The sequence below is a fragment of the Geminocystis sp. GBBB08 genome (genome assembly GCF_016743215.1).
In the GTDB taxonomy this organism is placed as follows: Bacteria; Cyanobacteriota; Cyanobacteriia; order Cyanobacteriales; family Cyanobacteriaceae; genus Geminocystis.
Window position 1 is genome coordinate 1 of the sequence record NZ_VRZC01000032.1, and the last position, 22,638, is coordinate 22,638.

The window sequence follows — 22,638 nt, forward strand, 5'->3', positions numbered from 1 at the left end:
GTAAATAAAACCCAACTTAAAACCCAAAATTAAATATAGCTCCAATCATCAAGTTTTTTATCAATGAAATATTAGTTGATTTTTGTTCATTTTTATCATACAAGTATAGTGTATTAAAGAATGGTAACAGATAGCATAGGTTAAAAAATAACCTTAACTGAAAATTAAGATAAGCTAAATCTTTTTTTTTGTAGAGTTTAGTGTTAATTTTTACTAAAAAAATGTACTTATATATCAAAAATTAGTATGATTTTAAGAATAAACCAAAAAAAATAAATTTATTTAGCGAAGGTAGCTTATGAATTTTAAAAATCTTTCAAGTTTGACAGCTCTAGGTTTAGGATTGTTCCTTAGTACAACTTCCCTAAAAGCGGCTCAAGCCTTTGACTTTAAAACAGAAAATAACGAGTCAAGATCTGGATCTCAATCATTGTTTAGTCAATTAAGAGGTCATAATACTTATAAAGGAGAGCCTCAAATTGAATGGGGAGACAATACATTGGGCCGAATTATCGCTAAAAGTGGAGACATTCTCTTTATTAGAACAGAAGATGGTAGTGTTTTCCATGCTAATGGTGGTTACTGCCCAGGTACTGATGTTTTAGTAGGTAAAAATGCCGATGGCGGATACTATTTAGTTGATCGTGCTCATTCTCAATGGATTTCCTCTCTTGAATCTAAATATGGCTATAAAAGGTTAGAGGGAAATTCTCAAGCATTAAATGAACGTACCGCAGCTATTTGGGCTCAATTAAAGTCAACTCCTAGCACGGCTACAATTGCACCTCGTCCGGTAACAACTACTCCTTCGACTACTTATACTCCTCAACCTCAAATGCAACAATATAATCAACCCATAAGAGGATTATGGTAATTTTTCGATAGAATAAAATCTATACAGTAACAAGCTCTGGCACTATCAAAATCCATAGTGTCTTAGTTTGTTATAATATCGATTGGTTATCTGGAGTGACAACAAATGAAATCGAATTCTCTCAATGGTTGTGTTCGCAAAAAAATTTTTCTTTCTTTAGTGACATTAGGTTTTTGTTTGACTAATGTTACCCCTAGTTATAGTTATGAATCTTCTCCTGAGCTTAAGGAAGAATTGTTAAAAGTAGAAATACCTAATATTCCTAATCTCAAAAATCCTGATCTTTACCTTTATACTCCCGAAGAAGTTTTTACCGTTAAATTAATATTAAAATTAGCCTCAAAACAAGTTCAAGTTTATGAGCAAGATCGATTAGTCGCTAGTTTTCCTGTAGCCGTTGGGAAAAAAGGATGGGAAACCCCCGTTGGAGAATTTCAGATTATCCAGATGATAGAAAATCCTTCATGGCAAAATCCTTGGACAGGAAAAGTTACTCCTCCTAGCCCAAATGGTCCTTTAGGAGAGCGTTGGATTGGTTTTTGGACAGATGGTAAAAACTTTATCGGCTTTCATGGCACTCCTGGAGAACATTTGATCGGTCAAGCCGTGTCTCATGGTTGCGTCAGAATGAAAAATAAAGACATCAAAGAACTATTCAAATTAGTATCTTTAGGTATTCCCGTAACCGTTGTCAATAATTAATTAAAAATAAGCAAAGAGGAATTAGGAGACTAGAAGAATTATATCATGTTCTTTGATCCGAACTTGATTAGTCTTCCTGTCTTTTTTCATTGAGTATCCCTAAAGTTTAGTTAATTTGCTCACTCACCTATAAATTATTAAAAACCATTGACTAATTCAAATCATGATTTCACTGAAGATGAATGTAATTGGATAGATGAAAAAAATGATAATCCAAGTAACGACAATCATCAAAAAAATTATTATCCTTCCCCAAAACTAAAATCTTACAAATTTAAACCTGCCACCATCGCTTTAGTCGAAAGTGCTTTTTTAGCTAGTACAGCCAGTTTAATTTGGTTAATAGATTATTATGTTCGTTTAGGTCCTATTTTAAAAATGCTTTTTCCTTTACCTATTGCGTTAATTTATTTACGGAGGGGAAAAAGAGCATCAATTATTACTACTATTGTTTGTGGTTTACTATTAGGGATTTTAATGGGTCCTCCTCGTAGTATTATCTATATTATTCCCTATGCCTTAATGGGCATACAACTAGGTGCATTATGGCGTAATGGTGCAAATTGGTATCTCTCGATTTTTATGACTAGTGTTATCGGTTGTTTTGGTTTTTTCTTTCGTTTTTGGTTATTTTCTATTCTTTTAGGGGAAGATTTATGGGTTTATGTGATTAGTCAAATTACCAGTTTAGCAGATTGGATTTTCTTAAAATTAGGTATTATAGCCGAACCTACTCCTCTTATGATTCAACTCTTAGTCGTTGCCGTAGTTTTACTCAATAACCTTATTTATAGTTTAACAGTTCATTTAGTCGCATTATTAATGTTCGATCGCCTGAATAACTCAATTCCACGCCCTCCTGAATGGATGAAAGTAATTTTAGATTATGAATAGTATTATAAAATACAATAAAAGATAAAATGGTTATAATCAAAGAAATTATTTAGAGATAATTATGGAGTGGCAAGAGTTTTCCGCAAGTTGGGTTTTAATCCCTGAAAATCCCCTAGGTATTATTCATTTTTTGGGAGGTGCTTTTGTCGCTACTGCTCCACATATTACCTATCGTTGCTTTTTAGAAAATTTAGCAAAGCAAGGATATATTATCATCGCTACCTCTTTTCTTAATACTTTAGATCATAAAGCGATCGCCGTCAATGTTCAAAATCAGTTAGAAAACATTCTCTATCGTCTTGAATATAAAGAAGGCATTGAAATAAGTTATTTACCTATTTATGGATTAGGTCATAGTATGGGTTGTAAATTACACTTATTAATAGGCAGTTTATTTGATATTGAAAGAGCAGGAAATATTTTTATTTCGTTTAACAACTATCCATTCAAAAAAGCAATTCCTTTCGTGGAAAATATCATTCCTTCCCTCAAAGATAACTTAAAAAACTATTTACAAATCGATAATAATTTAGACTTTGAATTTACGCCATCACCAGAAGAAACTAAAATTATTGTTAAAGAAAATTATCAAATTCGTCGTAATTTATTAGTTCAATTTAAAGATGATACTATCGATCAAACGTTAACATTAAAACCAATATTAATAGACTTATTTCCTCACATGACTTCTACCCTAAAATTATCAGGTAATCATTTAACTCCATTAGGGCAAGATATTGATTGGAAATTAGGGGATTTTTTGATCCCTATAGATGATACTATTAGGCAGTGGTTTAAAGAAAATTTTTCGAGAGATTTATACAATTTACATCGAGAAATTTCCCGTTGGTTAAACCCAGTAAATAATTAGGATTTGCTAAAAAAGTGTTTTAGTGAGGATAAGGATACCCTCCTTTATAACTCTTTAAAAGGTGGAAGAAGAATGGGCAATAGACTTCTGGAAAAAAGATTTTTAATTGTTTTGTAGTAAGGACTTCAGCCCTCGTTTTACCAATTATTGGAGATGTCTGTCTAATAGGCACTCTTGCAATGGTAAAATCTAAAATCTAAATTCTAAATTCTAATCAACAGCTTGTAAATCTTCAATAAGTTCGGTTAAATGATCAATATCAGCTTGGTAAATTTCCCCGCAAAAATCACAAGTAGCTTCTGCACCACCATCTTTAATAATCATATCCTCTAATTCATCTACTCCCAACATTTTTAAAGCACCTAAAACTCGCTCAAATGAGCAACTACAATCAAATCTAACCATTTGTACTTCAGGGAAAATATTTAAGTCAAAATCCCCTAATAAATCACTAAAAATATGAGATAAAGTTTTTCCTTGCCGTAGTAATGGAGTAAAACCACTTAATTGATTAACACGAGATTCTAAAGTAGTGACTAAAGTAAGATCTTCTGCTGCTTTGGGTAATACTTGTAACAAAATTCCTCCAGAAGCAGTAACACCTTCTTTATTGACGAAAACCCCTACTAATAAAGCAGAAGCAGTTTGCTCAGATGTCATTAAGTAGTTTGCTATATCGTCTCCTACTTCCCCAGAAATTAATTCAACAGTACTAGAATAGTTATATCCATAACCGACATCTCGAACTACATATAAGTAACCGTCTTTACCAACCGCCCCCCCTACATCCAATTTACCGATAGCGTTAGGGGGTAATTCTACCATCGGATTTTGCACATAACCTCTCACAGTGCCATCTAATCCAGCATCTACCATCACCGTACCTAATGGACCGCCACCTTTTATGGTAATATTAACTCGTGAGCCTTCTTTTTTCATGCTTGATGCTAGTAATAAACCAGATGACATAGCTCTCCCTAATGCAGCAGTTGCCACATAAGATAATTGATGTCTTTGTCTAGCTTCTTCCACAGCTTTTGTCGTAATTACTCCTACTGCTCTAATTCCACCATCGGCGGCGGTTGCCCGAATTAATTGATCTGCCATTTTCTTTACATTTCTCAACAAATATTTACTTTTATTATCATCGATTTGTTGTTGAATGATCCATCAGCTATAAAATTGGAGATTCTCTCACTTTTGTAGCAAAGATGCAAAGATACCAAGATACCAAGATACCAAGATAGCTTTTAACTTATGATATGCTGAAATATAGACTATTAAAATAATTTTATGAGTATATCTAATTCGAGTCAAAATATATCAGTTAATTATTCTATCAATTGGTTTTTTCGCAAGGTAATTACTACTATTGCTGATTTACGTTTAGCTATTTTATTATTATTAATAATTGCTTTTTTTAGTATTAGTGGCACAGTTATTGAACAAAATCAACCCATTAATTATTATCAAGAAAATTACCCTGAAAGTCCAGCTTTATTTGGATTTTTAACATGGCAAGTATTATTGGCTATTGGCTTAAATCATGTTTATACAACTTGGTGGTATTTAAGTATTTTAGTTTTATTTGGTAGCAGTTTAATTGCTTGTACTTTTAGAAGACAATTACCTGCTTTAAAAGCCGCCAAAATATGGAGTTTTTATGAGGAATCAAGGCAATTTAATAAATTAGCTTTAAGTGCAGAAGTTACCACTCAATCTTTAGATAACATTAACTCTATTATTACTCAAAAAGGTTATCAAGTTTATCAAAATGATCATTCATTATACGCTCAAAAAGGCATAAGTGGCAGAATAGGTCCTATTATTGTTCATATTGGTATGATTCTTGTTTTATTAGGTGCAATTTGGGGAGCATTTACGGGTTTTTTTGCCCAAGAAATGATTGCTAGTGGTGAAACTTTTACCATCCAAAATTTTTTAGAAGCAGGTAAATTTAGTAACTTAAATCATGCTCAATCTTTTGATATTAAAGTTAATAATTTTTGGATAAAATATACTCCTGATGGTGCAGTTGATCAATTTTATTCTGATTTATCTGTAGTTAATAAAACTGGAGAAGAATTAGAGCGAAAAACAATTTTTGTCAACCAACCTTTAAGATATAATGGTATTACTTTTTATCAAACAAATTGGAGTATTTCAGGAGTTAAAATACAACTAAATAATAGCACTATTTGTCAGTTACCTATGGTAGAATTAACCAGCGAAAGAAAAGGGCGTATCTGGGGCACATGGATTCCTACAAAACCAGATTTAAGTGAAGGAATTTCTTTAATTACGAAAGATTTACAAGGCACAATGTTTCTCTATGATATGGAGGGAAAATTAATTAGTGCAGTACGTCCAAATATGCCTGTAGAGGTTAATGGCATTACCCTTAAAGTCTTAGATTTAATCGGTTCTACTGGTTTACAAATTAAATCTGATCCAGGTGTACCTCTAGTTTATCTTGGTTTTGCACTTTTAATGATCGGTGTTGTGATGGGTTATGTATCTTTTTCTCAAATATGGGCGTTACAAGAGGGTGATCGCTATTTTATTGGCGGTAAAACCAATCGAGCGCAAGTTGCTTTTGAAAAAGAAGTATATCAAATTTTAGAACAACTATAATAAGAATTTAGAATGAGAAATGAGGAATGAAGAATTAGAAGAGTTACAGGTAAGATGCCCATTTTACTATTATTAATTATTCACTCTTCACCCTATCACTATTTTTGATAAAATTATGAGTATTAACGTTATAAATGTAGAAGAATTAGCGGTTATTTTAACAGAAGAAAATCCAGAAATACAATTCATTGATGTAAGGGAAGAAAAAGAAGCCGAAATTGTTTTTTTACCTCAATTTAAACTATTACCTTTGAGTCAATATGAACAATGGCAAAGTCAAATTAAAACTCTATTTAATCCTGATTTAGAAACTATCGTTATCTGTCATCATGGTATTCGATCAGCTAATATGTGTCAATGGTTGATTAGCCAGGGTTTTTCCCAGGTGAGAAATGTATCGGGTGGAATTGATGCTTATGCTGTATCTGTTGATTCTTCTATGCCTCGCTATTAACAATTAATAATTAATAATTAACAATTAACAATTAAAAAATTTTGTCTTAAGCATCTTCTAATCTTTCATTCTCAATTCTCAATTCTCAATTATTCTTTGGGATAAATTAAGGTAGTGACAGGATTTTCTTCATTTCCTTCTATTTTGATACTTTTATCTTGTAATTTACCTACAGCTTTGATTCCTCTTAAATTAAAGTCTGGATTTATCTGTTTATAATAGACATTTCCATCAGCATTTATTTCTTTATTATCTAAATTCCAAACTAAATTATCTGCATAAATTTCTACTTCATTTTTAACTGCTTCCCCATAAATTCCTTCCTGTAAATAAACCTGATTTTCATCTAAATTAAACTTAACAATATTGGCTGTTAGAGTCACATCATCTTCTGGTTGAAACAATCTTGTAGGTTGATTTGATTCCAGAGTGCGATCGCCATAATTCCAGATAATTCTGGTAGTTGCCGCTTGTCAAGGGGGTTTTAAAGATTGATATTCAACATCACCATTAATAACAGCAATATTAGTATTCAAATCGACTTCCGCTTGATTAGTTTTAATTTTGTCAGTAACTAATTTATCTTTATAACGTACCATTTCTAAAAAACTATTACCAATAATTTTATTATCAGGAATTTTCCAATATAAATGTTCAGTTTTCAATTGTAAAGGAGGATTTTTTGTATTAGCAACAATATTTTTAGATAATTCAACAACTTGATCTTTTGTGTTATATTTTGCCTCCTTTGCACTAGCTACTAACTTAGTATGATTAGCTTTTATCCCTTTTTCACCCGTCATTATCATAAAATGTTCGTCAGGTTTCCACATCACTTCTTGCCCCTTAAATTCAGCTTTATTTCGAGTATCAAAAGCTATAATTTCTTCAGATAAATAAATTTCTTTACCATCATTTTTTATCTCTCCTCTTTTCGCACTTACTTGTAAAATAATTTTTCCATGTTCAAATAAGTTACCTTTTAAATCTTCTAAAACAGCAGTTTTTTTATCTTGGGTATAAGTGGCTTTTTTTGTGGTTAAACGCCATAAAATTTTTCCATCAGCATTTGATTGCTCTAGTGTAGCATTATACAAAACTAAGCCTTGTTCAATTTCTCTTTTAAAATTAGAATTATCCTTTCCCCGCAATGAGTTATTTCCTTGACAACTAATCAATAAAAAACATAAAAAAATTGCAGAAACTTTATTTTTAAATAACATCATTTAAAAGAATAAGGAATTAAGAATTAGGAATCAGAAATTAGAAAAATTTAACTGTCAATTATTGTTAATTTATCTTGTAAATAATCTACGAAAAGAATACCATTAAGATGATCTAATTCATGTTGAATAATTCGAGCAACAAAGTTACTATATTCTTGCCGTTGACAATAACCATCACGGGTAATATATTCTACCACAATATCTCGATAACGAGGAACACAGCCCCGTTTTTCTTTAACACTAAGACAACCTTCTGTGGCTATAACAATTTCTTCTGAATGACTAACAATACGAGGATTAATCATCGCTATGGGTGACATAAAAGGTGCGTCAGGATAACGAAAATTCGGATGAGAAGCAACAATTATAATTCGGTAAGATTTCCCAATTTGAGGTGCTGCGATACCCACTCCATGGGCTTCTTTTGTCGTTAAAATTAATTCGTCTATGAGAGTTTGTATTTTTGGGTTATCAATTTCTGTTACTTCTGTGGCTATTTCTCTTAAAATAGGATTACCAATTTGCAATATTTCTGTATTGAGACTAATAGTCATAATAATGATTTGTCATTTGTCATTTGTCATTTGTGATAAGGTGATATTTTAATTCTCAATTCTTCATTCCTCGTGAAACAAGCATCTTGCCCCATAATTCGTCATTACTCATTCTTCCTAATTTCTAATTACATTAGAGTTAAAAAACGAAAATAGCTCCTGTTTTTTGTAAATTAAAAGTACGATTACCTTGACTAACACTATCTATTTGAGTAACTCTTAACTCAATAACATTCCCTGAAGTTACTTCTACTGAATATTTAAGATTTATTCTTGAAGCATTAGGAGTTTTTATACCTGGATAAATAACTACATAAGCAGGAGGTTGAAAATGTTTAAGGATTTCTGTTTCACTTATACCTAAAGAAGAAGGTTCTAAGGTTGAATCTGTTAAGGCATAATCTAATAAGATACCACTATCATTGATAATTTTTAGGGTTATCGGTTTGGTTACATCTACTCTAGCAATGGGTTGCCAAAATCCGGGTTGAAAAGTTTCTGCAGGAGGAGTTTTAGCGATCGCTGGTATAATTGTTAAGCTACCAGTGGCAAAAACTAAAGAAGAAATTACAAAGGCTTTCAACATGGTTAAATTACTTGTTGATGTTAATAATTTGTTATTCTAACTCAAAAATTAATTAATAAAAAATGATCAAAACAAATAACTTTCTTTGCTAATTATTAATTAGTGACAATTAATTATCAATTATTAATTAGTTTTAATCAAATTTTCATCGGTGAGTTTTTCTTCATTTTGACGACGTTTTTTAGCATAAAGTTGAATGCTTAGTGCCATTAAAATTACTAAAGCGACAATTAACCATGTAGTAATATCTAAAGGTAAACTGTTTTTAAAGACAGCTAATAGCACGATTACTAATAATAAGATAGTAGGTGCTTCATTTAAAGCTCGAAATTTTTGCCCACTCCATGAATTTTCCCCTTTTTCTAATTGTTTAATAATTCTCCCACACCAAAAATGATAAATTAACAACAAGCCAACAAATAAAAATTTTATATGTAACCATCCAGATTTTAACACCTCTGGTTCAGTACTTATTAATCCGATGGCCATTGCTACCGTGACAATCATACCCGGAGTGGTAATAATATTATACAGACGTTTTTCCATCAACTCATATTGTTGCTTTAAAATACTTTGTGCCGGTTCAGGTTTTTGATATGCTTCGGCATGATAGACAAATAATCTTACTAGATAAAATAATCCAGCAAACCAAACCACGATACCGATTAGATGAAATGCTTTATACCAAGAATAGGCCATAATTATAGTTTATAATGAATAGTTTATAGTTAACAATCAATATTCTCACTCAGATTTTGCACCAAGTATCAAATATAGCATTCCTATAGGGGTTATGAGAAATAAAAAGTTAAAAATCAATTTTGATATAGTTTAAGTCAATTATTATACTCATTACTCATTACCCATTACCCATTACTCTCCGTCACAAGCCAATTTTCAACGAGGTGCAAGATTTGAGTAACATCTAATTCCTAATTGCCTCTAACCATAACTCAAAATTATTTCCCCATGCCGTTAAAGAATAAATTTCTTCTGCGCATTGCCGACAATCATGACGGTTAATTTGAGGGAGGCGATGAATAGCAGTAACTAATCCATCAATACTATCAGGAATCACTAAAAAACCTGTTTTACCATCGGTAATAATTTCGGCCGGGCCTCCTCTAGCATAACTAATAACAGGAACACCACAAGCTAAAGCTTCAATGGCAACGTTACCAAAGGCTTCTACCCAACGAGGTGTCATTAATAAACCTTGACAATTACCTAATTCTTTTTGTAAATTAATGGTAGATAAAAAACCTTTATATTCTATGGGTGCTTTAGGATATTGTCTGAGGATATTTTGCCAATATTCTTGATTTTGAATTTTACCAAAAATGAGTAACGGTATTTGAGTTATTTCTGAGGCTTTAACAGCGTCTTCTAAGGCTTTTTCTGGGGCGATTCTTCCTAACCATGCTAATTTTTTATCAGCTTTTTCCCTAAATTCGTATATTGATAAATCAATACCACTACCTAAAATTTGACAAACATCTCCAAAAGGAAAAGTTTTAGCTTGAGATTGAGTATAAACACCTAAATTTTGCGGATATTTTCGGGCAATTTCTCCCATGATTTGATCTAAGCTATCAGATAATGATCCCATACTAATAAAATGAGCGATCGCCGTTTCAAAAAAAGGAGTAAGATAAAAAGGTAGCCAATCAAAAGCAAAGTTTACCAAAATATCATAATCGGATTGTACTTTTCGAGCGTACTCCCACATATTAGCCAATACGGAATTTTCAGGCATAATAGTAGGAATATCACGGGTTTGAGTTTGTGCTGGAATATGTAAATTACCCTCTATCTCAACTATATCAGCATAGGGAAAAAATGAACCTTGAGGTGCAATTACCTTAACAATATGGTTACGCCTCTGCATTTCTTGAATCAGATTGTATATTGTTAATTCTACACCTCCACCAATACCTGAACTTAATGCTCCTACAGAAGTAGATAAAATTAAAATTTTCATGGTGATCATATTTGATATTTTTCTGGTAAACTCCAAAATTGTAGGTTAAATATTAAATAATAAAAATATGAGTATTAGCAAAGAAGAAGTCAGAAAAGTTGCTAATTTAGCACGTTTAGAAATCACCCCAGCACAAGAAGAAGAATTTGGCACACAATTAAATGCTATTTTTGATTATTTTGAACAATTAAGAGAATTAAATACAGATAATGTTGAAGCAACTATACGAGCCATTGATGTAAGTAATATAACCAGAAAAGATCAACAAATTACCTATACTGATAGAGAAAGTTTATTCCATTGTGCACCGGAAACAGAAGAAGATTTTTTCCGTGTACCAAAAATTTTAGCTTAATTAATCAATACGAGAAACTTTGTTTAAATCATCATCTTTAATTTTCATTATCTAACTATGTATTTTTGTCAAGCCATCGCCAATAAAAATTATTTTTTTGTCACAATACTTAATAAAATAGGTTATTGAGATGGTAAACATTTTGTTAAACTGAAATTTAAGCTGAATTTTAAAGAAAAGCAATAAATAGAATTTTTTAAAAAATATTATGGTAACAACATTAAAAAAACCGGAATATGAAGAAATACGTCCGGGAGTAAAAGCACCGGCTAAAGAAACAATTCTAACACCACGCTTTTATACCACAGACTTTGATGCCATGGCAGAAATGGACATCACCGTTAATGAAGAAGAATTACAAGCCATCGTAGCAGAATTCAGACAAGATTATAATCGTCATCACTTTGTACGCAATGCAGATTTTGATCAATCATGGGATCATATTGATGGTAAGACTCGTCAATTATTTATAGAGTTCCTTGAACGCTCTTGTACTGCGGAATTTTCAGGATTTTTACTATATAAAGAATTAGGCAGACGTTTAAAAAATAAAAGCCCTTTATTAGCTGAATGTTTTAATCTCATGTCTCGGGATGAAGCCCGTCATGCAGGTTTTCTTAATAAAGCAATGTCTGATTTTAACTTATCCTTAGACTTAGGATTTTTAACTAAAAGTCGTGACTATACATTCTTCCAACCTAAATTTATTTTTTACGCCACTTATTTATCGGAAAAAATCGGTTATTGGCGTTATATTACTATTTATCGTCATTTAGAACAACATCCAGAAAGTCGTATTTATCCTATCTTCAAGTTTTTTGAAAATTGGTGTCAAGACGAAAATCGTCACGGTGACTTTTTTGATGCTATTCTTAAAGCTAAACCTGAATACTTAAATGATTGGAAAGCAAAACTGTGGTGTCGTTTCTTCCTCTTATCAGTATTTGCGACTATGTATCTTAATGATATACAGCGTGCTGACTTTTATGCTTCTATTGGTTTAGATGCTAGAAGCTATGATAAACACGTTATTGAAAGAACTAATCATACCGCAGGAAGAGTTTTCCCCGTTATTATTGATGTAAATAATCCCGCTTTTTATGACAGTTTAGAAATTTGTGTTAGTAACTGTGAAAAATTACGAGCTATTGATGCAACTAATGCCATCGCACCCATAAAATTCCTTCGTAAATTACCCTTATTTTTATCTAACGCTAGTCAATTTATCCGTTTATATTTCATTAAACCCATTGACTCTGAAACCTTACAAGGAAAAGTTCTTTAAATACTTTCAGAATCCGAATAATTTAACTTTATATCCTCCTTATTTAATATGGGGGATTTTTTTTGGCCATTAATTCCGTAAAAAATGTGAATTTTACCTTAGTTTTATAAAATTCTTGTAAAGTTTAAGTATTTTTAACGATGAAAATAATTATGATATAATTGAAAATAGAATAATATCTTTAAAATGTTTTCTGCCTAACAACAATCAGTAAGCTCAAACGCCTTTGATTTTTTGATCTCAATTGTCGCAAAAGCTCATTGAAAAAACCTTATTACCATAGAAAAAATACAATTATTTTTGCATCTTCCCTTATTTATCATTATTCGTTATTCACAATTCAATTATTAATAATCAGGAGTTAGTAACGTGATTTCTATTAAACTACCAGTTAATGTTAGTAATTGGAAAACAGTCAGTTTTGCTTCTACTTTGTATCTTTGTCCTATACTTGATTTATTACTGGAGAAAATACCTAAGCAGTTACACCCCGAAATCAGATTAGGTTTACAAGAAGCCTTAGTCAATGCAGCAAAACATGGAAATAAACTAGATCCTAGTAAAAGAGTAGTTGTAAAATTTTGTTACCATCGAGGAGAATATTCCTGGTTAGTATGTGATCAAGGTAACGGATTTGTCAGAAATTGTAATTCTTCTTTGAATGAACTGGATTTGCCCCCAGAAGAGGCAGAAAATGGTAGAGGATTATGTATCTTACATCAAATTTTTGATCAAGTGTTATGGAATCACCAAGGCACTCAAGTTAAACTTTCTAAACAATTTCATCAATTTTCTAAATCCTCTTTACTCATTTGTTAAGGAGTTTTTTTATGGCCATGGGTAGGACATGGTAACGGTTTTATAGTATGATCTAGCCAACCTTGTGCTTGGTTAATTCTTAATAATGCTTCTTCCGGTTGATCATTCAGTAAATATATTAAGCTAGAGGTTAACTGTTGTAGAGCTTGAGCTTTACGGTTATTTTTTAGTTTATGCCAATCAGAGGAACTAATCGTCATTTTTTCAGCTAATAATTGGGCTAACTCTAGGTTACTCATCTGTGTTGTTATAGATTTTGATTCTACATTTAAACTCATATTGTTATAATTCTCCTTAGTATCTTGTTTTTATTGTAGAATGTCTGACCACGAAACTAACTCCGATTCCACCGAATTTAATCTTACAGATGCCATCGCCAATTTAGAAGCATCCTTAGACAAAATAAAACAACGTCACCAACAAATAATAGAAGATCAAGCAAAAAAAAGCGAATTAGAAAATCGTCAAGCACAAATCAAAGATTTACAAGCAGAGAATAAGAATCAAGATTCTATTAAAAGTGAATTGCATTACATTGAAAAAGAGTTAGCAGAAATAGAATTAAGACTAGAAAGTGAGTTATTTAAGTCGAGCAGTTTAATTGAACCGTTTTGGATGATAGTTCGTTTCGGTGGTATTGGGGTAATTATCGGTTGGATACTAAAAACAATGAACAATTAACATAAGGGTTGGGGAAAACCCACAACTAAAATAGTTTTTATTTGATAATTAAGAGCTAAATTTACGCCCAAATTGCATTTGCAGTAATGATACTTTAAAATAAATATTAGAGAGTATTTGTGATATAATTATAGGTTGTGCCACAAACCATCTTGAAGAATCATGAAATGCAAAGTCGAAATATAGGTTTAATCCAAAGTCTATTCCAAAGTCGGTTAACCACTCTTGAACACCTCTTGAAGTCAGCTCAGACTTATTTTTGTGATAATGACTCTTTCCTTCAGAAGCGCATTACAGATGATATGCTTCCCCTCGGTACACAGGTTGCGTTCACATGCAATCAACCACGGAATTTTGCGTTGTGGTGTGAGAGCAAACCTGTGAATAATTTAGATCCAGAAGTCACATCACTCATTCAGGCATACGAGCACATAGCAAACACCAAGCAACTTCTTCGGGGTATTTACGCTGAAGATGTAAAGTTAGCTGAGGTTACGCGCATTGACTTAGGTCTGAGCCTCTATGCCGAGTTATCTGGTAGTGCCTATGTAGATGATTTTTTGATTCCAAACTTCTACTTCCATATGGTCACAGCTTACGATATTCTTCGCATGGCTGGCGTACCAATTGGGAAACGGGATTACATGATGCACTTAGTACCATTCGTCAAAAAGGAATATTGATGTATTGAAAAAGCTATTTGCATGAGTGATCGCTTTTATTTATAACTATCAATTACTTTAAGCTGCCTTGAGTTGATTGCCGACGATTTTTCTTAAATGTTTGAGAGTTTGTTGGAGGAGTAGGATTAAATTTTGGCACGGTAAAATGAAATTTACTCCCCAGATTTTTACCGATAGATTCTGCCCAAATTCTTCCGCCCCAATTTTTGACTATTTGCCGACAGATAGCTAATCCTAATCCTGTACCTCCGGCCGATCGCCTTAGTGCGCCTTCTTCTTGGTAAAATCGATCGAATACTTGATCTAATCTATCAGGTTCAATGCCTCTACCATTATCTGAGATAGTTACTTCTAAAGTGTCATCTTCTTTTTCTTCTACTTCAATAATAATTTGTCCATTGCTATCGGTAAATTTGCACGCATTATCTAATAATTTACTTAATACCTCTACTAACCATTCACCATCAGCTTGTACTAAAGGCAATTCATCGGCTACTAAATTTTTAATGGTAGGTATCGTACTTTGATCTTGTCGAGAACGAATATGAGATAATGATAAATCGATACATTCTTCTAAGGATAACGGTTCAGGATTCCATTCCACCGTTCCACCTTCAAGTTGGGATAAAATCAGAAAATCTTGCACTAATTTACGCATTCTTTCAGCATCATTTAAGGCTGTGCTTAACATTACTTGACGTAACTCTTCAGGCATATCAGGCTCATGGGCTAAACTTTCTAAACACACCTGAATAGTTGATAAAGGAGTCCGTAATTCATGTCCTGTAATAGCTACCAAGTTTGAACGAGTGCGATCGAGAGCTTCTAATTGTTCATTAAGAGTTTCTAAATTAGCGTAAGATTCCGCTTGAATTAAGGCAACACCTACTTGAGTGGCAATAGCATCAACTAAGGCAATATCTTCAGATTTCCAAGTTATAGGAATAGAATCACAATGGTGTAACTCCATCATCCCTAATAATTTCCCTTGATAAAATATTGGCACAATTAACCAAGATAGAATTGAGCAACTGGTGACTAATTGGGATAATGGAGATTGACTATCTTGAATACGAGGATCAATGGTTACATCATTAATACTAATAGATTCTCTGATTTCTAATATTTCTTGAAATAAAGGATTATCTTTAAGAGGCCAAATTTCTTTTTTGACAGAACTAATTTGATCATTTAAAAACTCATGATAAATTTTAGCGTTTAAGTCGGTTTCTTCACAACGATAAATCAAACAACGACAAACCCCTAAACCTTCTCCGAGTTTATCTACCGCTACTTGTAAAATTTCATGAGGATTAAGCGATCTCCGTATTGCTCCCGTAACAGAATTAAGTAACCGTTCTTTTTTCTCCTTTGTCATTAAAAAACGATTAGCTTTAATTAGTTTATATTGTCCTGCTTGTAAATATGTAATCAATCTTTGCACAAAAGGATCAGGATTCACCATGGGAGAATCAAAAATAGCTAATTGCTTAGAATTGGGAGTATTTTTTACTTCCTGACAATATAACTTTAATGCCCGATTAATTTTCCGTTTCAATTCTGGACGATAATTAGCGATACGATGTAATAAAATTTCTGCTACCTTTTGACTAATTTGGCGATCAAAAGTCCAAATACCTTCAAAGCGACGACTATTATCCATAGCACTTTCAGAAGGGGTATTTTTTGGTAAATGAGTTTTTTCTCGACAAATCAAACAATTAGCATAGTTTTGAGCAATTACCACTAAATGCCATTCTTGAGTTAAAGCATCATCTTGAGTAAAAGCTACCTTTTCATAAATATCAGAAACACTGCTAAAATCAGTTTCTGGGGCTGCCAAAACATAAACATGAGGAGAAATTTTACCAATACGGGCATAGCGATGAGCTTCTTGACGATAAAATCTTTCTTTTTGAAAACTAGCAATAATTAAAGGCTGTTCATCACTAGCCAAAACTTGATCTTCCATCGCATGAGAAAGAGCCGTTAAAGAAGATTTAAAGTACATTTGAGTACGCCACTGGGGAAAGGCTGTTAATAGCTCGGTAACGACAGAAGAGGGATTACTCATCGAATCTGCTTAATTTTACTTTCAGCTTTAATTTCTGATCCAAACAAAGATCATTGAGATTAATCTTTATTTATCAGGGATAAATAATTGCATTAGGTTCTATCTTACATTACTTAGTCATTGATCCTCATAAATCGATAAAATAATTAACAATTAAGAAAAGTAAAGGAATGATCGATAAATATTAATTAGACACTGGTGATTTGGGGTTTCAATCATTTTCAAGAATTAATAAAAATTGAAATAAATGCGTTGAGAGCTTAGGTAATTTCTGACAATAATTATACCCGTACGATCCCCCTAACCCCCTGAAAAAAGGGGAAATTATTCAGAAGATTGGTATATTCTTTCTGGGAAACCACCTTATTGACTGCTTACTTATTACTTGAAGGAGTATCTGCATAGGCGGGTTGTTCGTTAATTAAGCCGATCCTTTGAGGGGGCCAAAAACGCACAGAAGCACGACCGATAATTTTATCCCGTGGCACAAATCCCCAATAATGAGAATCATAGCTGTTATTACGGTTATCTCCTAAGACTAAATATTGATTTTCAGGTACAGTTACAGGACCAAAATTATAATTGGGTGCTTCTTTAATATAAGTTTCTCTTAAGACTTGATTATTTACCATGACTTTACCGTTACGAACTTTCACTTGATCTCCGGGTATGCCTATAATTCTCTTGATAAAAGCATCTTGGTAGCCTTCTTTTTGTAAAGTTTCTGTAGCATTAAAAACAACTACATCTCCTCTTTTTGGTTCATGAAAACGATAACTCATTTTTTCGATCATTAGACGATCATTAATTAATAAAGTTGGTTCCATAGAAGAGGAGGGAATGTATCGAGCTTCGGCAATAAAGATACGAATACCAAAAGATAAAACTAATGCTTGAATCAAAACTATCACTAAATCTTTTACTCTTATACCAGAAATATTTTCTTCTTGAGTAGTAATATCTGGTGATGGTCTTTCTGGTAAATTTTCACTCATAGTTGTTTTTAAACATTATTTTTCCTTACTTAGTTTAACTCAAACTTTTGACCATTGAGGGCATTTACTACGTTAAAATCTAAATAAAAAATTAATTCGGAATAACAGGAAGTTTCGGTTTTCAGTTTTCGGTTTCATAGACATCCCCAGAAATAAAAAATAATTTCCATGAATGACTCGAGCAAAAATAAGGCAAATATCCTAATTATAGAGTTTTTACCAGAAAGGATACGATTACTCAAAGAGCTTTTAGGAAAAATTGGTTATAAATTTCAAATAATTCCCCAAAACGAAACACCGTTTAGGACTATTCAAATTCTACAACCAGATTTGATTCTTCTTAATGTAGAAATGCCTGATTTTAATAGCTATGATTTATGTAAACAAATTAAATCAGATGATTATTTTGGCGATATTCCCATAATTTTTATGAGTGGATTAAAGAATACTTTTGATAAGGTAAAAATTTTTAACGTGGGAGGAGATGATTATATTCAATATCCCTTTGAAAAAATAGAATTAAAGAAAAAAATAGAAAATTTATTAACTATTCAAAAACAAAAAAATCTCTTAGAAATAGAAGTAAAAAAAAGAAAACAAATACAAGAAATTCTGAATAACTCAAAAAATTTGCTAGATAGTATTTTAGATAGCTCTTTAGATGGAGTGGCAGCATTGCAATCTGTTAGACATCTTCAAACCAAAAAAATAACTGGATTTCGCTGTTTAGTAGTTAATTCCATTATCGCTAAAATTTTTAATCGTAGTCGTCATGAAATTATTGGAAAAATCATAGTTAAAGATTTAATTGATCATATTCATCCTACTATTTTTGACGATGTTATTAAAGTAATTAAAACAGGTAAACCTTTACAGAGAGATTTTTTCTATTCATCTGATAAATCCCTTTGGTATCATTTGGCCGCCGTAAAATTAGATGATGGTTTTGCCATTACCGTTAGAGATATTACCCTCCAAAAACAGTTTGAAATTCAACTTCAAGAAGGAAATCGTCAGTTACAATTAATCGCAAATCGGGATGCTTTAACTCAAGTGGCAAATCGTCGTTGTTTTGATGAGTCTCTTCAAAAAGAATGGCAAAGACATCTTCGAGAACAAAATCCTCTATCTATGATTATGATTGATATTGACTATTTTAAACTCTATAACGATTTTTATGGTCATCAAAAGGGAGATGACTGCATTACCGAAGTAGCTCAATGTATTAATTTTGTGGTTAAACGTCCTTCGGATTTAGTCGCCCGTTATGGTGGAGAAGAATTTGCCGTAATTTTGCCCAATACAGACCTTCAAGGGGCGTTAATTGTGGCAGAATTAATCCATAATGCCATCAACTCTCTGTCTATTCCTCATGAAAAATCACCAGTGAGTAATTGTATCACCCTAAGTATGGGTATTGGCTGTTTAATTCCTAATCATCAAAGGCAACCTGAAAATTTAATTTGTGATGCCGATAAAGCCTTATATCTAGCCAAAAATCAAGGACGAAATCGAATTAAAACTTTGACAATTGACAATGAACAATGAACAATGAATTAACAACTATTTTATTTTTTCTTAATCTCTTCATTAATTATTTTAATTATTTTGATCATGTCCAGAGCAAAAATTTTACAACCTGATTTAGTTTTAGGTGATATTGTGATTCATCTTAGTCCTAATTTGATTCGACAGTATAATCTTAAGGGGTTAGTGTTAGATGTGGATGAAACTCTTGTGCCTTGGAAAGAAAAACAGTTATCCCCCGAATTAATTAATTGGGTGACAGAAGTTCGTCCTATAGTTGATTTATGGTTAGTTAGTAATAACTTAAGTCAAAATCGTATTAGTGCCATCGCCTCTAGTTTAAATTTACCCTTTATTTTTGGTGCAGGTAAACCATCTCGCCGTAAACTTCGACAAGCGGTTAATGCCATGAATCACCCCGTTGAACAAATTGCTATGGTAGGAGATCGTTTATTTACTGATGTATTAGCTGGTAATCGACTAGGAATGTTTACGATTTTAGTTGAGCCGATGGTAGAGCCTGAAAAAATGAAACTTTTGTCTATCAGAAATTTTGAAGTGTGGTTATCTCAAAAATTAGGGGTTGTTATTAATAAAACTTAATATAAATTATTATTAATTAACATTTTGTGATATTCATTAATAAAATCTAAAGAAAAGATTAAGAAACTAAATATAACTTCAAAAAAGAGATTATTATAATCAAAGATAAATTGAGGTCAGCTTATATAAAGACCTTAAGCATAAATAAGTTAATATAAAACCCTGAGACATCTTGGACTTAAAGTTCTGGGTGTCTCTAATTTTTGATTAAAAATTCTAGTTTCTTTTACACATCTCCTATTGAAAATACTGTACAAAACCTGTTCGGTTAAGTATATTACAAAAATCTCTAAAAAGACAATTTTTCCAGTGTAACATTTTTCTAGTCTCTCAGTCTTATAGTTTCCCAGTCTTCTTTTGACGCACTCCTTAAGTAAAGTCCAGATAAAGATGAAAAAATTTTCGGAACATGGTTCATGATTTGTGAGTCAAGTGATATAACATTCAATAGGTAAATAGAATAAATCCCTAAAAAGTACCTACTCAAAATATTTATGTAAAATAAAGCAAATTAACTGTAACGAAAATACAATATTAATAATAACTATGATCAAATCAATACTATCAAACAAATTATCTGTTTTAGCTTTAACTGCCTTATCCACTTTTTTACCCTTCAACGCCGTCAAAGCTGTTACCTTTCAAGAAACAGAAGTAAATCAAAATGAATTTATTGCTGTAGCTCAACCCTATGGAGAAAATAAATACAACTTAATTGTAATAGAACAAATTACTGGGAAAAATCGTTGTTGGAGTGAAATGGGTGCAAATCCTGTTAATGTTGACTTACTATTACTTAACTTTGATTTTAGTGGTCATTGTCGCCGTAGTACTGATGCTAATGGTTATTCAATTCGTTCTGATGGACAAGATTATGGCTTAGATATTCTTTTAAATCTGGTAGAAAGAGATGGTAATTTATTATTAATTGGGATCAATCGGAAAGATACTAGTCAACCTCCAGTGGTAGTTGGTACGGCACAAGGTTTAAACGGGCAGCCCATGAAAATTGTACTTAACCCCGGATGGCGTTTTACAAAAAGAACTTATGAAGGAAAAGCATTAGGTCATGTTTATTTTAGTTATGATTCTGCTACTGCTGGAAATATTATGCCTTCACAAAATACCAATATAAATAATGATACCCAAATAAACACTCCTTTAACTTCTCCCCAAGAAATTCCTAGGGAAGGTAAAATTCAGGAAATAGTTTCTCCTGATGTTCAATCACAGAAAAAGATTTTGAAAGAAAAAGATACGTCTTTTATCTATGAGAAAAAAGGAGAAGTTAGAGTTAATCCTTCTCAACCTTCAAGGTATAACTTAACTGAAAATCGCCTTCAAAGAATGAATAGTCGTTAATAATCAGAAATGAGGAATTAGGAATTAGAAATTTACAGGCAAGATGCCTGTTTCACCTTTATAAACTATTGTACGGGCTTAAATTCACATAAATATTTATGACTTTATAAGATCCCTCACATTGTTAAACCCCTAAGCTACTTATTTATGATCGCGCATCATTTTTACAAATTGCTCAAATAAATAATCAGCGTCATGAGGACCTGGACTAGCTTCTGGGTGATATTGTACAGAGAAAAAGGGCAAAGTTTTATGTTTTAATCCGGCTACCGTGCGATCGTTTAAATTCAGATGGGTGATCTCGACATCAGCCCCTAATGATTCTTCTGTGACGGCAAAACCATGATTTTGACTGGTAATTTCAACTTTTTGTTTTAATCCACAAGGTTGATTTAAGCCTCGATGACCGAATTTTAATTTAAAAGTATCCGCTCCTAAAGATAAACCGAGAATTTGATGCCCCATACAAATACCAAAAGTTGGTTTTTTGGCTTCTAATAGTCTTGTGGCGGTGACAATACCTTCTTGCACTACGGAAGGATCACCCGGTCCATTAGAGAGGAAAATACCGTCAGGATTATATTTCAAGATTTCTTCAGGAGAAGTGTTGGCTGGAACGACAATTACTTTGCAACCATAACTAGCTAAACGGCGCAAAATGTTGCGTTTTACTCCAAAATCAATGGCAACAACGGTGAATTTTTCTTCTTCACTCTGTAAATTTGTTCTGTGACTAAATTCCCATTCGGCTGCCGTTGGTTCTGCCCACTCATAAACTTCTTTTGTACTTATATCTTTAACAAGGTTTAAACCCGCCATAGAAGGCACGGCTTGAAGTTGAACTAATAGCTGATCAGGATCTAATATTTCGCTAGAAATTGCCCCATTCATTGCTCCTGATGAGCGTAAACGGCGAGTTAAATCCCGGGTATCAATGCCGTAAATACCAACAACGTTATATTGTTTTAAATAATCTGGTAATGATTGAGTCGATCGCCAATTACTAGGTTTTTCGGTAATATTACGAGCAATAACGCCTTTGATATGAGGTTTAAAAGATTCTTCATCTTCAGGATTAACCCCCGTATTGCCTAATTCTGGATAGGTGAAGGTGACTATTTGACCAGAATAACTTGGATCTGTCATTACTTCTTGATAACCTGTCATGCCTGTGTTAAAAACGACTTCTCCGAAGGTTGTACCTTTTGCACCAAAACTATAGCCATTATAGGATGTACCATCAGCTAAAACTAAGACGGCAGGTTGAAACTTTAAAATAGACATAGTAGTAAGGATAAATGTTATGGGAAATAAGGCAATCTTGTCACTTGATCTGATTTTTAAATCAAAGATGCTAATAAGCAATCTACATTAAAATTAGCTTTAAGTGATACTGTTATTTCAGCTATTCTTGACAAATAGCACTAACATAAGTCACATTAATAATAGCTAAATTAGTTTGAGTTTGACTATATTAA

25 protein-coding genes are annotated in these 22,638 nt (G+C 32.4%); 14 read left to right on the forward strand and 11 right to left on the reverse strand.

Annotation, left to right across the window (positions count from 1 at the left end; genetic code table 11):
• Window positions 1–298 precede the first annotated feature (298 nt).
• The 4 genes from FWJ34_RS06280 (at window position 299) to FWJ34_RS06295 (ending at window position 3,341) form a co-directional block, all read left to right on the forward strand.
• Window positions 299–874 carry a hypothetical protein gene (locus FWJ34_RS06280; protein WP_308254469.1) on the forward strand — a complete coding sequence of 192 codons (576 nt, stop codon included), beginning with the start codon at window positions 299–301 and terminating at the stop codon, window positions 872–874.
• Between the two features lie 105 nt (window positions 875–979).
• Window positions 980–1,576, forward strand: a complete 597-nt coding sequence (locus FWJ34_RS06285) for a L,D-transpeptidase (RefSeq protein ID WP_308254470.1) — start codon at window positions 980–982, stop codon at window positions 1,574–1,576.
• A 147-nt stretch (window positions 1,577–1,723) separates the two neighbouring features.
• Window positions 1,724–2,470: a DUF2232 domain-containing protein gene (locus FWJ34_RS06290; RefSeq protein WP_308254471.1), complete on the forward strand. Its 747-nt coding sequence runs from the start codon at window positions 1,724–1,726 to the stop codon at window positions 2,468–2,470.
• Between the two features lie 61 nt (window positions 2,471–2,531).
• Complete coding sequence (locus FWJ34_RS06295; RefSeq protein WP_308254472.1) at window positions 2,532–3,341, forward strand: DUF1350 family protein; 810 nt, start codon at window positions 2,532–2,534, stop codon at window positions 3,339–3,341.
• 210 nt (window positions 3,342–3,551) lie between these two features.
• Here FWJ34_RS06295 and hslO read toward each other — a convergent pair whose 3' ends face one another.
• Window positions 3,552–4,448: an Hsp33 family molecular chaperone HslO gene (hslO, locus tag FWJ34_RS06300; RefSeq protein ID WP_308254473.1), complete on the reverse strand. Its 897-nt coding sequence runs from the start codon at window positions 4,446–4,448 to the stop codon at window positions 3,552–3,554.
• 186 nt (window positions 4,449–4,634) lie between these two features.
• On the opposite strand from hslO, the gene FWJ34_RS06305 reads away from it, so the two are divergent.
• Both FWJ34_RS06305 and FWJ34_RS06310 read left to right on the forward strand, forming a co-directional pair.
• Window positions 4,635–5,975 carry a cytochrome c biogenesis protein gene (locus FWJ34_RS06305; RefSeq protein ID WP_308254474.1) on the forward strand — a complete coding sequence of 447 codons (1,341 nt, stop codon included), beginning with the start codon at window positions 4,635–4,637 and terminating at the stop codon, window positions 5,973–5,975.
• A 115-nt stretch (window positions 5,976–6,090) separates the two neighbouring features.
• Window positions 6,091–6,429, forward strand: coding sequence for a rhodanese-like domain-containing protein (locus FWJ34_RS06310; RefSeq protein WP_308254475.1), 339 nt, complete (start codon window positions 6,091–6,093; stop codon window positions 6,427–6,429).
• An 89-nt stretch (window positions 6,430–6,518) separates the two neighbouring features.
• On the opposite strand, the gene FWJ34_RS06315 is transcribed toward FWJ34_RS06310, so the two are convergent.
• From FWJ34_RS06315 to FWJ34_RS06340, 6 genes are all read right to left on the reverse strand, one after another.
• On the reverse strand, window positions 6,519–6,833 hold the full coding sequence (locus tag FWJ34_RS06315; RefSeq protein WP_308254476.1) for a hypothetical protein: 315 nt from the start codon (window positions 6,831–6,833) through the stop codon (window positions 6,519–6,521).
• A 69-nt stretch (window positions 6,834–6,902) separates the two neighbouring features.
• The gene (lptC, locus tag FWJ34_RS06320) at window positions 6,903–7,655 is read right to left on the reverse strand and encodes an LPS export ABC transporter periplasmic protein LptC (protein WP_308254477.1); all 753 of its coding nucleotides are present in this window, start codon (window positions 7,653–7,655) and stop codon (window positions 6,903–6,905) included.
• A gap of 47 nt (window positions 7,656–7,702) precedes the next feature.
• Window positions 7,703–8,209: a peptide deformylase gene (gene def, locus FWJ34_RS06325; RefSeq protein ID WP_308254478.1), complete on the reverse strand. Its 507-nt coding sequence runs from the start codon at window positions 8,207–8,209 to the stop codon at window positions 7,703–7,705.
• A gap of 139 nt (window positions 8,210–8,348) precedes the next feature.
• Window positions 8,349–8,795: a hypothetical protein gene (locus FWJ34_RS06330; protein ID WP_308254479.1), complete on the reverse strand. Its 447-nt coding sequence runs from the start codon at window positions 8,793–8,795 to the stop codon at window positions 8,349–8,351.
• Window positions 8,796–8,918: 123 nt separating this feature from the next.
• Complete coding sequence (gene hemJ / locus FWJ34_RS06335; RefSeq protein WP_308254480.1) at window positions 8,919–9,494, reverse strand: protoporphyrinogen oxidase HemJ; 576 nt, start codon at window positions 9,492–9,494, stop codon at window positions 8,919–8,921.
• A 226-nt stretch (window positions 9,495–9,720) separates the two neighbouring features.
• Window positions 9,721–10,776 carry a glycosyltransferase family 4 protein gene (locus tag FWJ34_RS06340; protein ID WP_308254481.1) on the reverse strand — a complete coding sequence of 352 codons (1,056 nt, stop codon included), beginning with the start codon at window positions 10,774–10,776 and terminating at the stop codon, window positions 9,721–9,723.
• Window positions 10,777–10,843: 67 nt separating this feature from the next.
• Here FWJ34_RS06340 and gatC point away from each other — a divergent pair, with 67 nt between their 5' ends.
• The 3 genes from gatC (at window position 10,844) to FWJ34_RS06355 (ending at window position 13,235) form a co-directional block, all read left to right on the forward strand.
• Window positions 10,844–11,131 carry an Asp-tRNA(Asn)/Glu-tRNA(Gln) amidotransferase subunit GatC gene (gene gatC, locus FWJ34_RS06345; protein ID WP_308254482.1) on the forward strand — a complete coding sequence of 96 codons (288 nt, stop codon included), beginning with the start codon at window positions 10,844–10,846 and terminating at the stop codon, window positions 11,129–11,131.
• Window positions 11,132–11,339: 208 nt separating this feature from the next.
• Window positions 11,340–12,416: a magnesium-protoporphyrin IX monomethyl ester (oxidative) cyclase gene (gene acsF, locus FWJ34_RS06350; protein ID WP_308254483.1), complete on the forward strand. Its 1,077-nt coding sequence runs from the start codon at window positions 11,340–11,342 to the stop codon at window positions 12,414–12,416.
• Window positions 12,417–12,785: 369 nt separating this feature from the next.
• Window positions 12,786–13,235, forward strand: a complete 450-nt coding sequence (locus FWJ34_RS06355) for an anti-sigma regulatory factor (protein WP_308254484.1) — start codon at window positions 12,786–12,788, stop codon at window positions 13,233–13,235.
• Here FWJ34_RS06355 and FWJ34_RS06360 read toward each other — a convergent pair.
• Window positions 13,232–13,513, reverse strand: coding sequence for a DUF6439 family protein (locus FWJ34_RS06360; protein WP_308254485.1), 282 nt, complete (start codon window positions 13,511–13,513; stop codon window positions 13,232–13,234). The genes FWJ34_RS06355 and FWJ34_RS06360 overlap by 4 nt on opposite strands.
• Before the next feature lie 40 nt (window positions 13,514–13,553).
• Between FWJ34_RS06360 and FWJ34_RS06365 the strand changes: the two genes are divergently transcribed.
• Window positions 13,554–13,916 carry a hypothetical protein gene (locus FWJ34_RS06365; RefSeq protein ID WP_308254486.1) on the forward strand — a complete coding sequence of 121 codons (363 nt, stop codon included), beginning with the start codon at window positions 13,554–13,556 and terminating at the stop codon, window positions 13,914–13,916.
• A gap of 167 nt (window positions 13,917–14,083) precedes the next feature.
• A complete protein-coding gene (locus FWJ34_RS06370) occupies window positions 14,084–14,599 on the forward strand; it encodes a DUF1993 domain-containing protein (protein WP_308254499.1) in 516 nt (171 codons plus the stop codon).
• A 52-nt stretch (window positions 14,600–14,651) separates the two neighbouring features.
• Here the strand turns inward: FWJ34_RS06370 and FWJ34_RS06375 are convergent, their stop codons facing one another.
• On the reverse strand, window positions 14,652–16,673 hold the full coding sequence (locus FWJ34_RS06375) for a DICT sensory domain-containing protein (protein WP_308254487.1): 2,022 nt from the start codon (window positions 16,671–16,673) through the stop codon (window positions 14,652–14,654).
• Between the two features lie 374 nt (window positions 16,674–17,047).
• Window positions 17,048–17,668 (reverse strand): signal peptidase I, encoded by a 621-nt coding sequence (lepB, locus tag FWJ34_RS06380; protein WP_308254488.1) that lies wholly within the window; start codon window positions 17,666–17,668, stop codon window positions 17,048–17,050.
• A gap of 168 nt (window positions 17,669–17,836) precedes the next feature.
• On the opposite strand from lepB, the gene FWJ34_RS06385 reads away from it, so the two are divergent.
• From FWJ34_RS06385 to FWJ34_RS06395, 3 genes are all read left to right on the forward strand, one after another.
• The gene (locus tag FWJ34_RS06385) at window positions 17,837–19,216 is read left to right on the forward strand and encodes a diguanylate cyclase domain-containing protein (RefSeq protein ID WP_308254489.1); all 1,380 of its coding nucleotides are present in this window, start codon (window positions 17,837–17,839) and stop codon (window positions 19,214–19,216) included.
• Between the two features lie 66 nt (window positions 19,217–19,282).
• Complete coding sequence (locus tag FWJ34_RS06390; RefSeq protein ID WP_308254490.1) at window positions 19,283–19,798, forward strand: YqeG family HAD IIIA-type phosphatase; 516 nt, start codon at window positions 19,283–19,285, stop codon at window positions 19,796–19,798.
• 546 nt (window positions 19,799–20,344) lie between these two features.
• Complete coding sequence (locus FWJ34_RS06395; protein WP_308254491.1) at window positions 20,345–21,160, forward strand: DUF3747 domain-containing protein; 816 nt, start codon at window positions 20,345–20,347, stop codon at window positions 21,158–21,160.
• A gap of 141 nt (window positions 21,161–21,301) precedes the next feature.
• Here FWJ34_RS06395 and carA read toward each other — a convergent pair whose 3' ends face one another.
• Window positions 21,302–22,444: a glutamine-hydrolyzing carbamoyl-phosphate synthase small subunit gene (gene carA, locus FWJ34_RS06400; protein WP_308254492.1), complete on the reverse strand. Its 1,143-nt coding sequence runs from the start codon at window positions 22,442–22,444 to the stop codon at window positions 21,302–21,304.
• Between the last annotated feature and the right edge of the window lie 194 nt (window positions 22,445–22,638).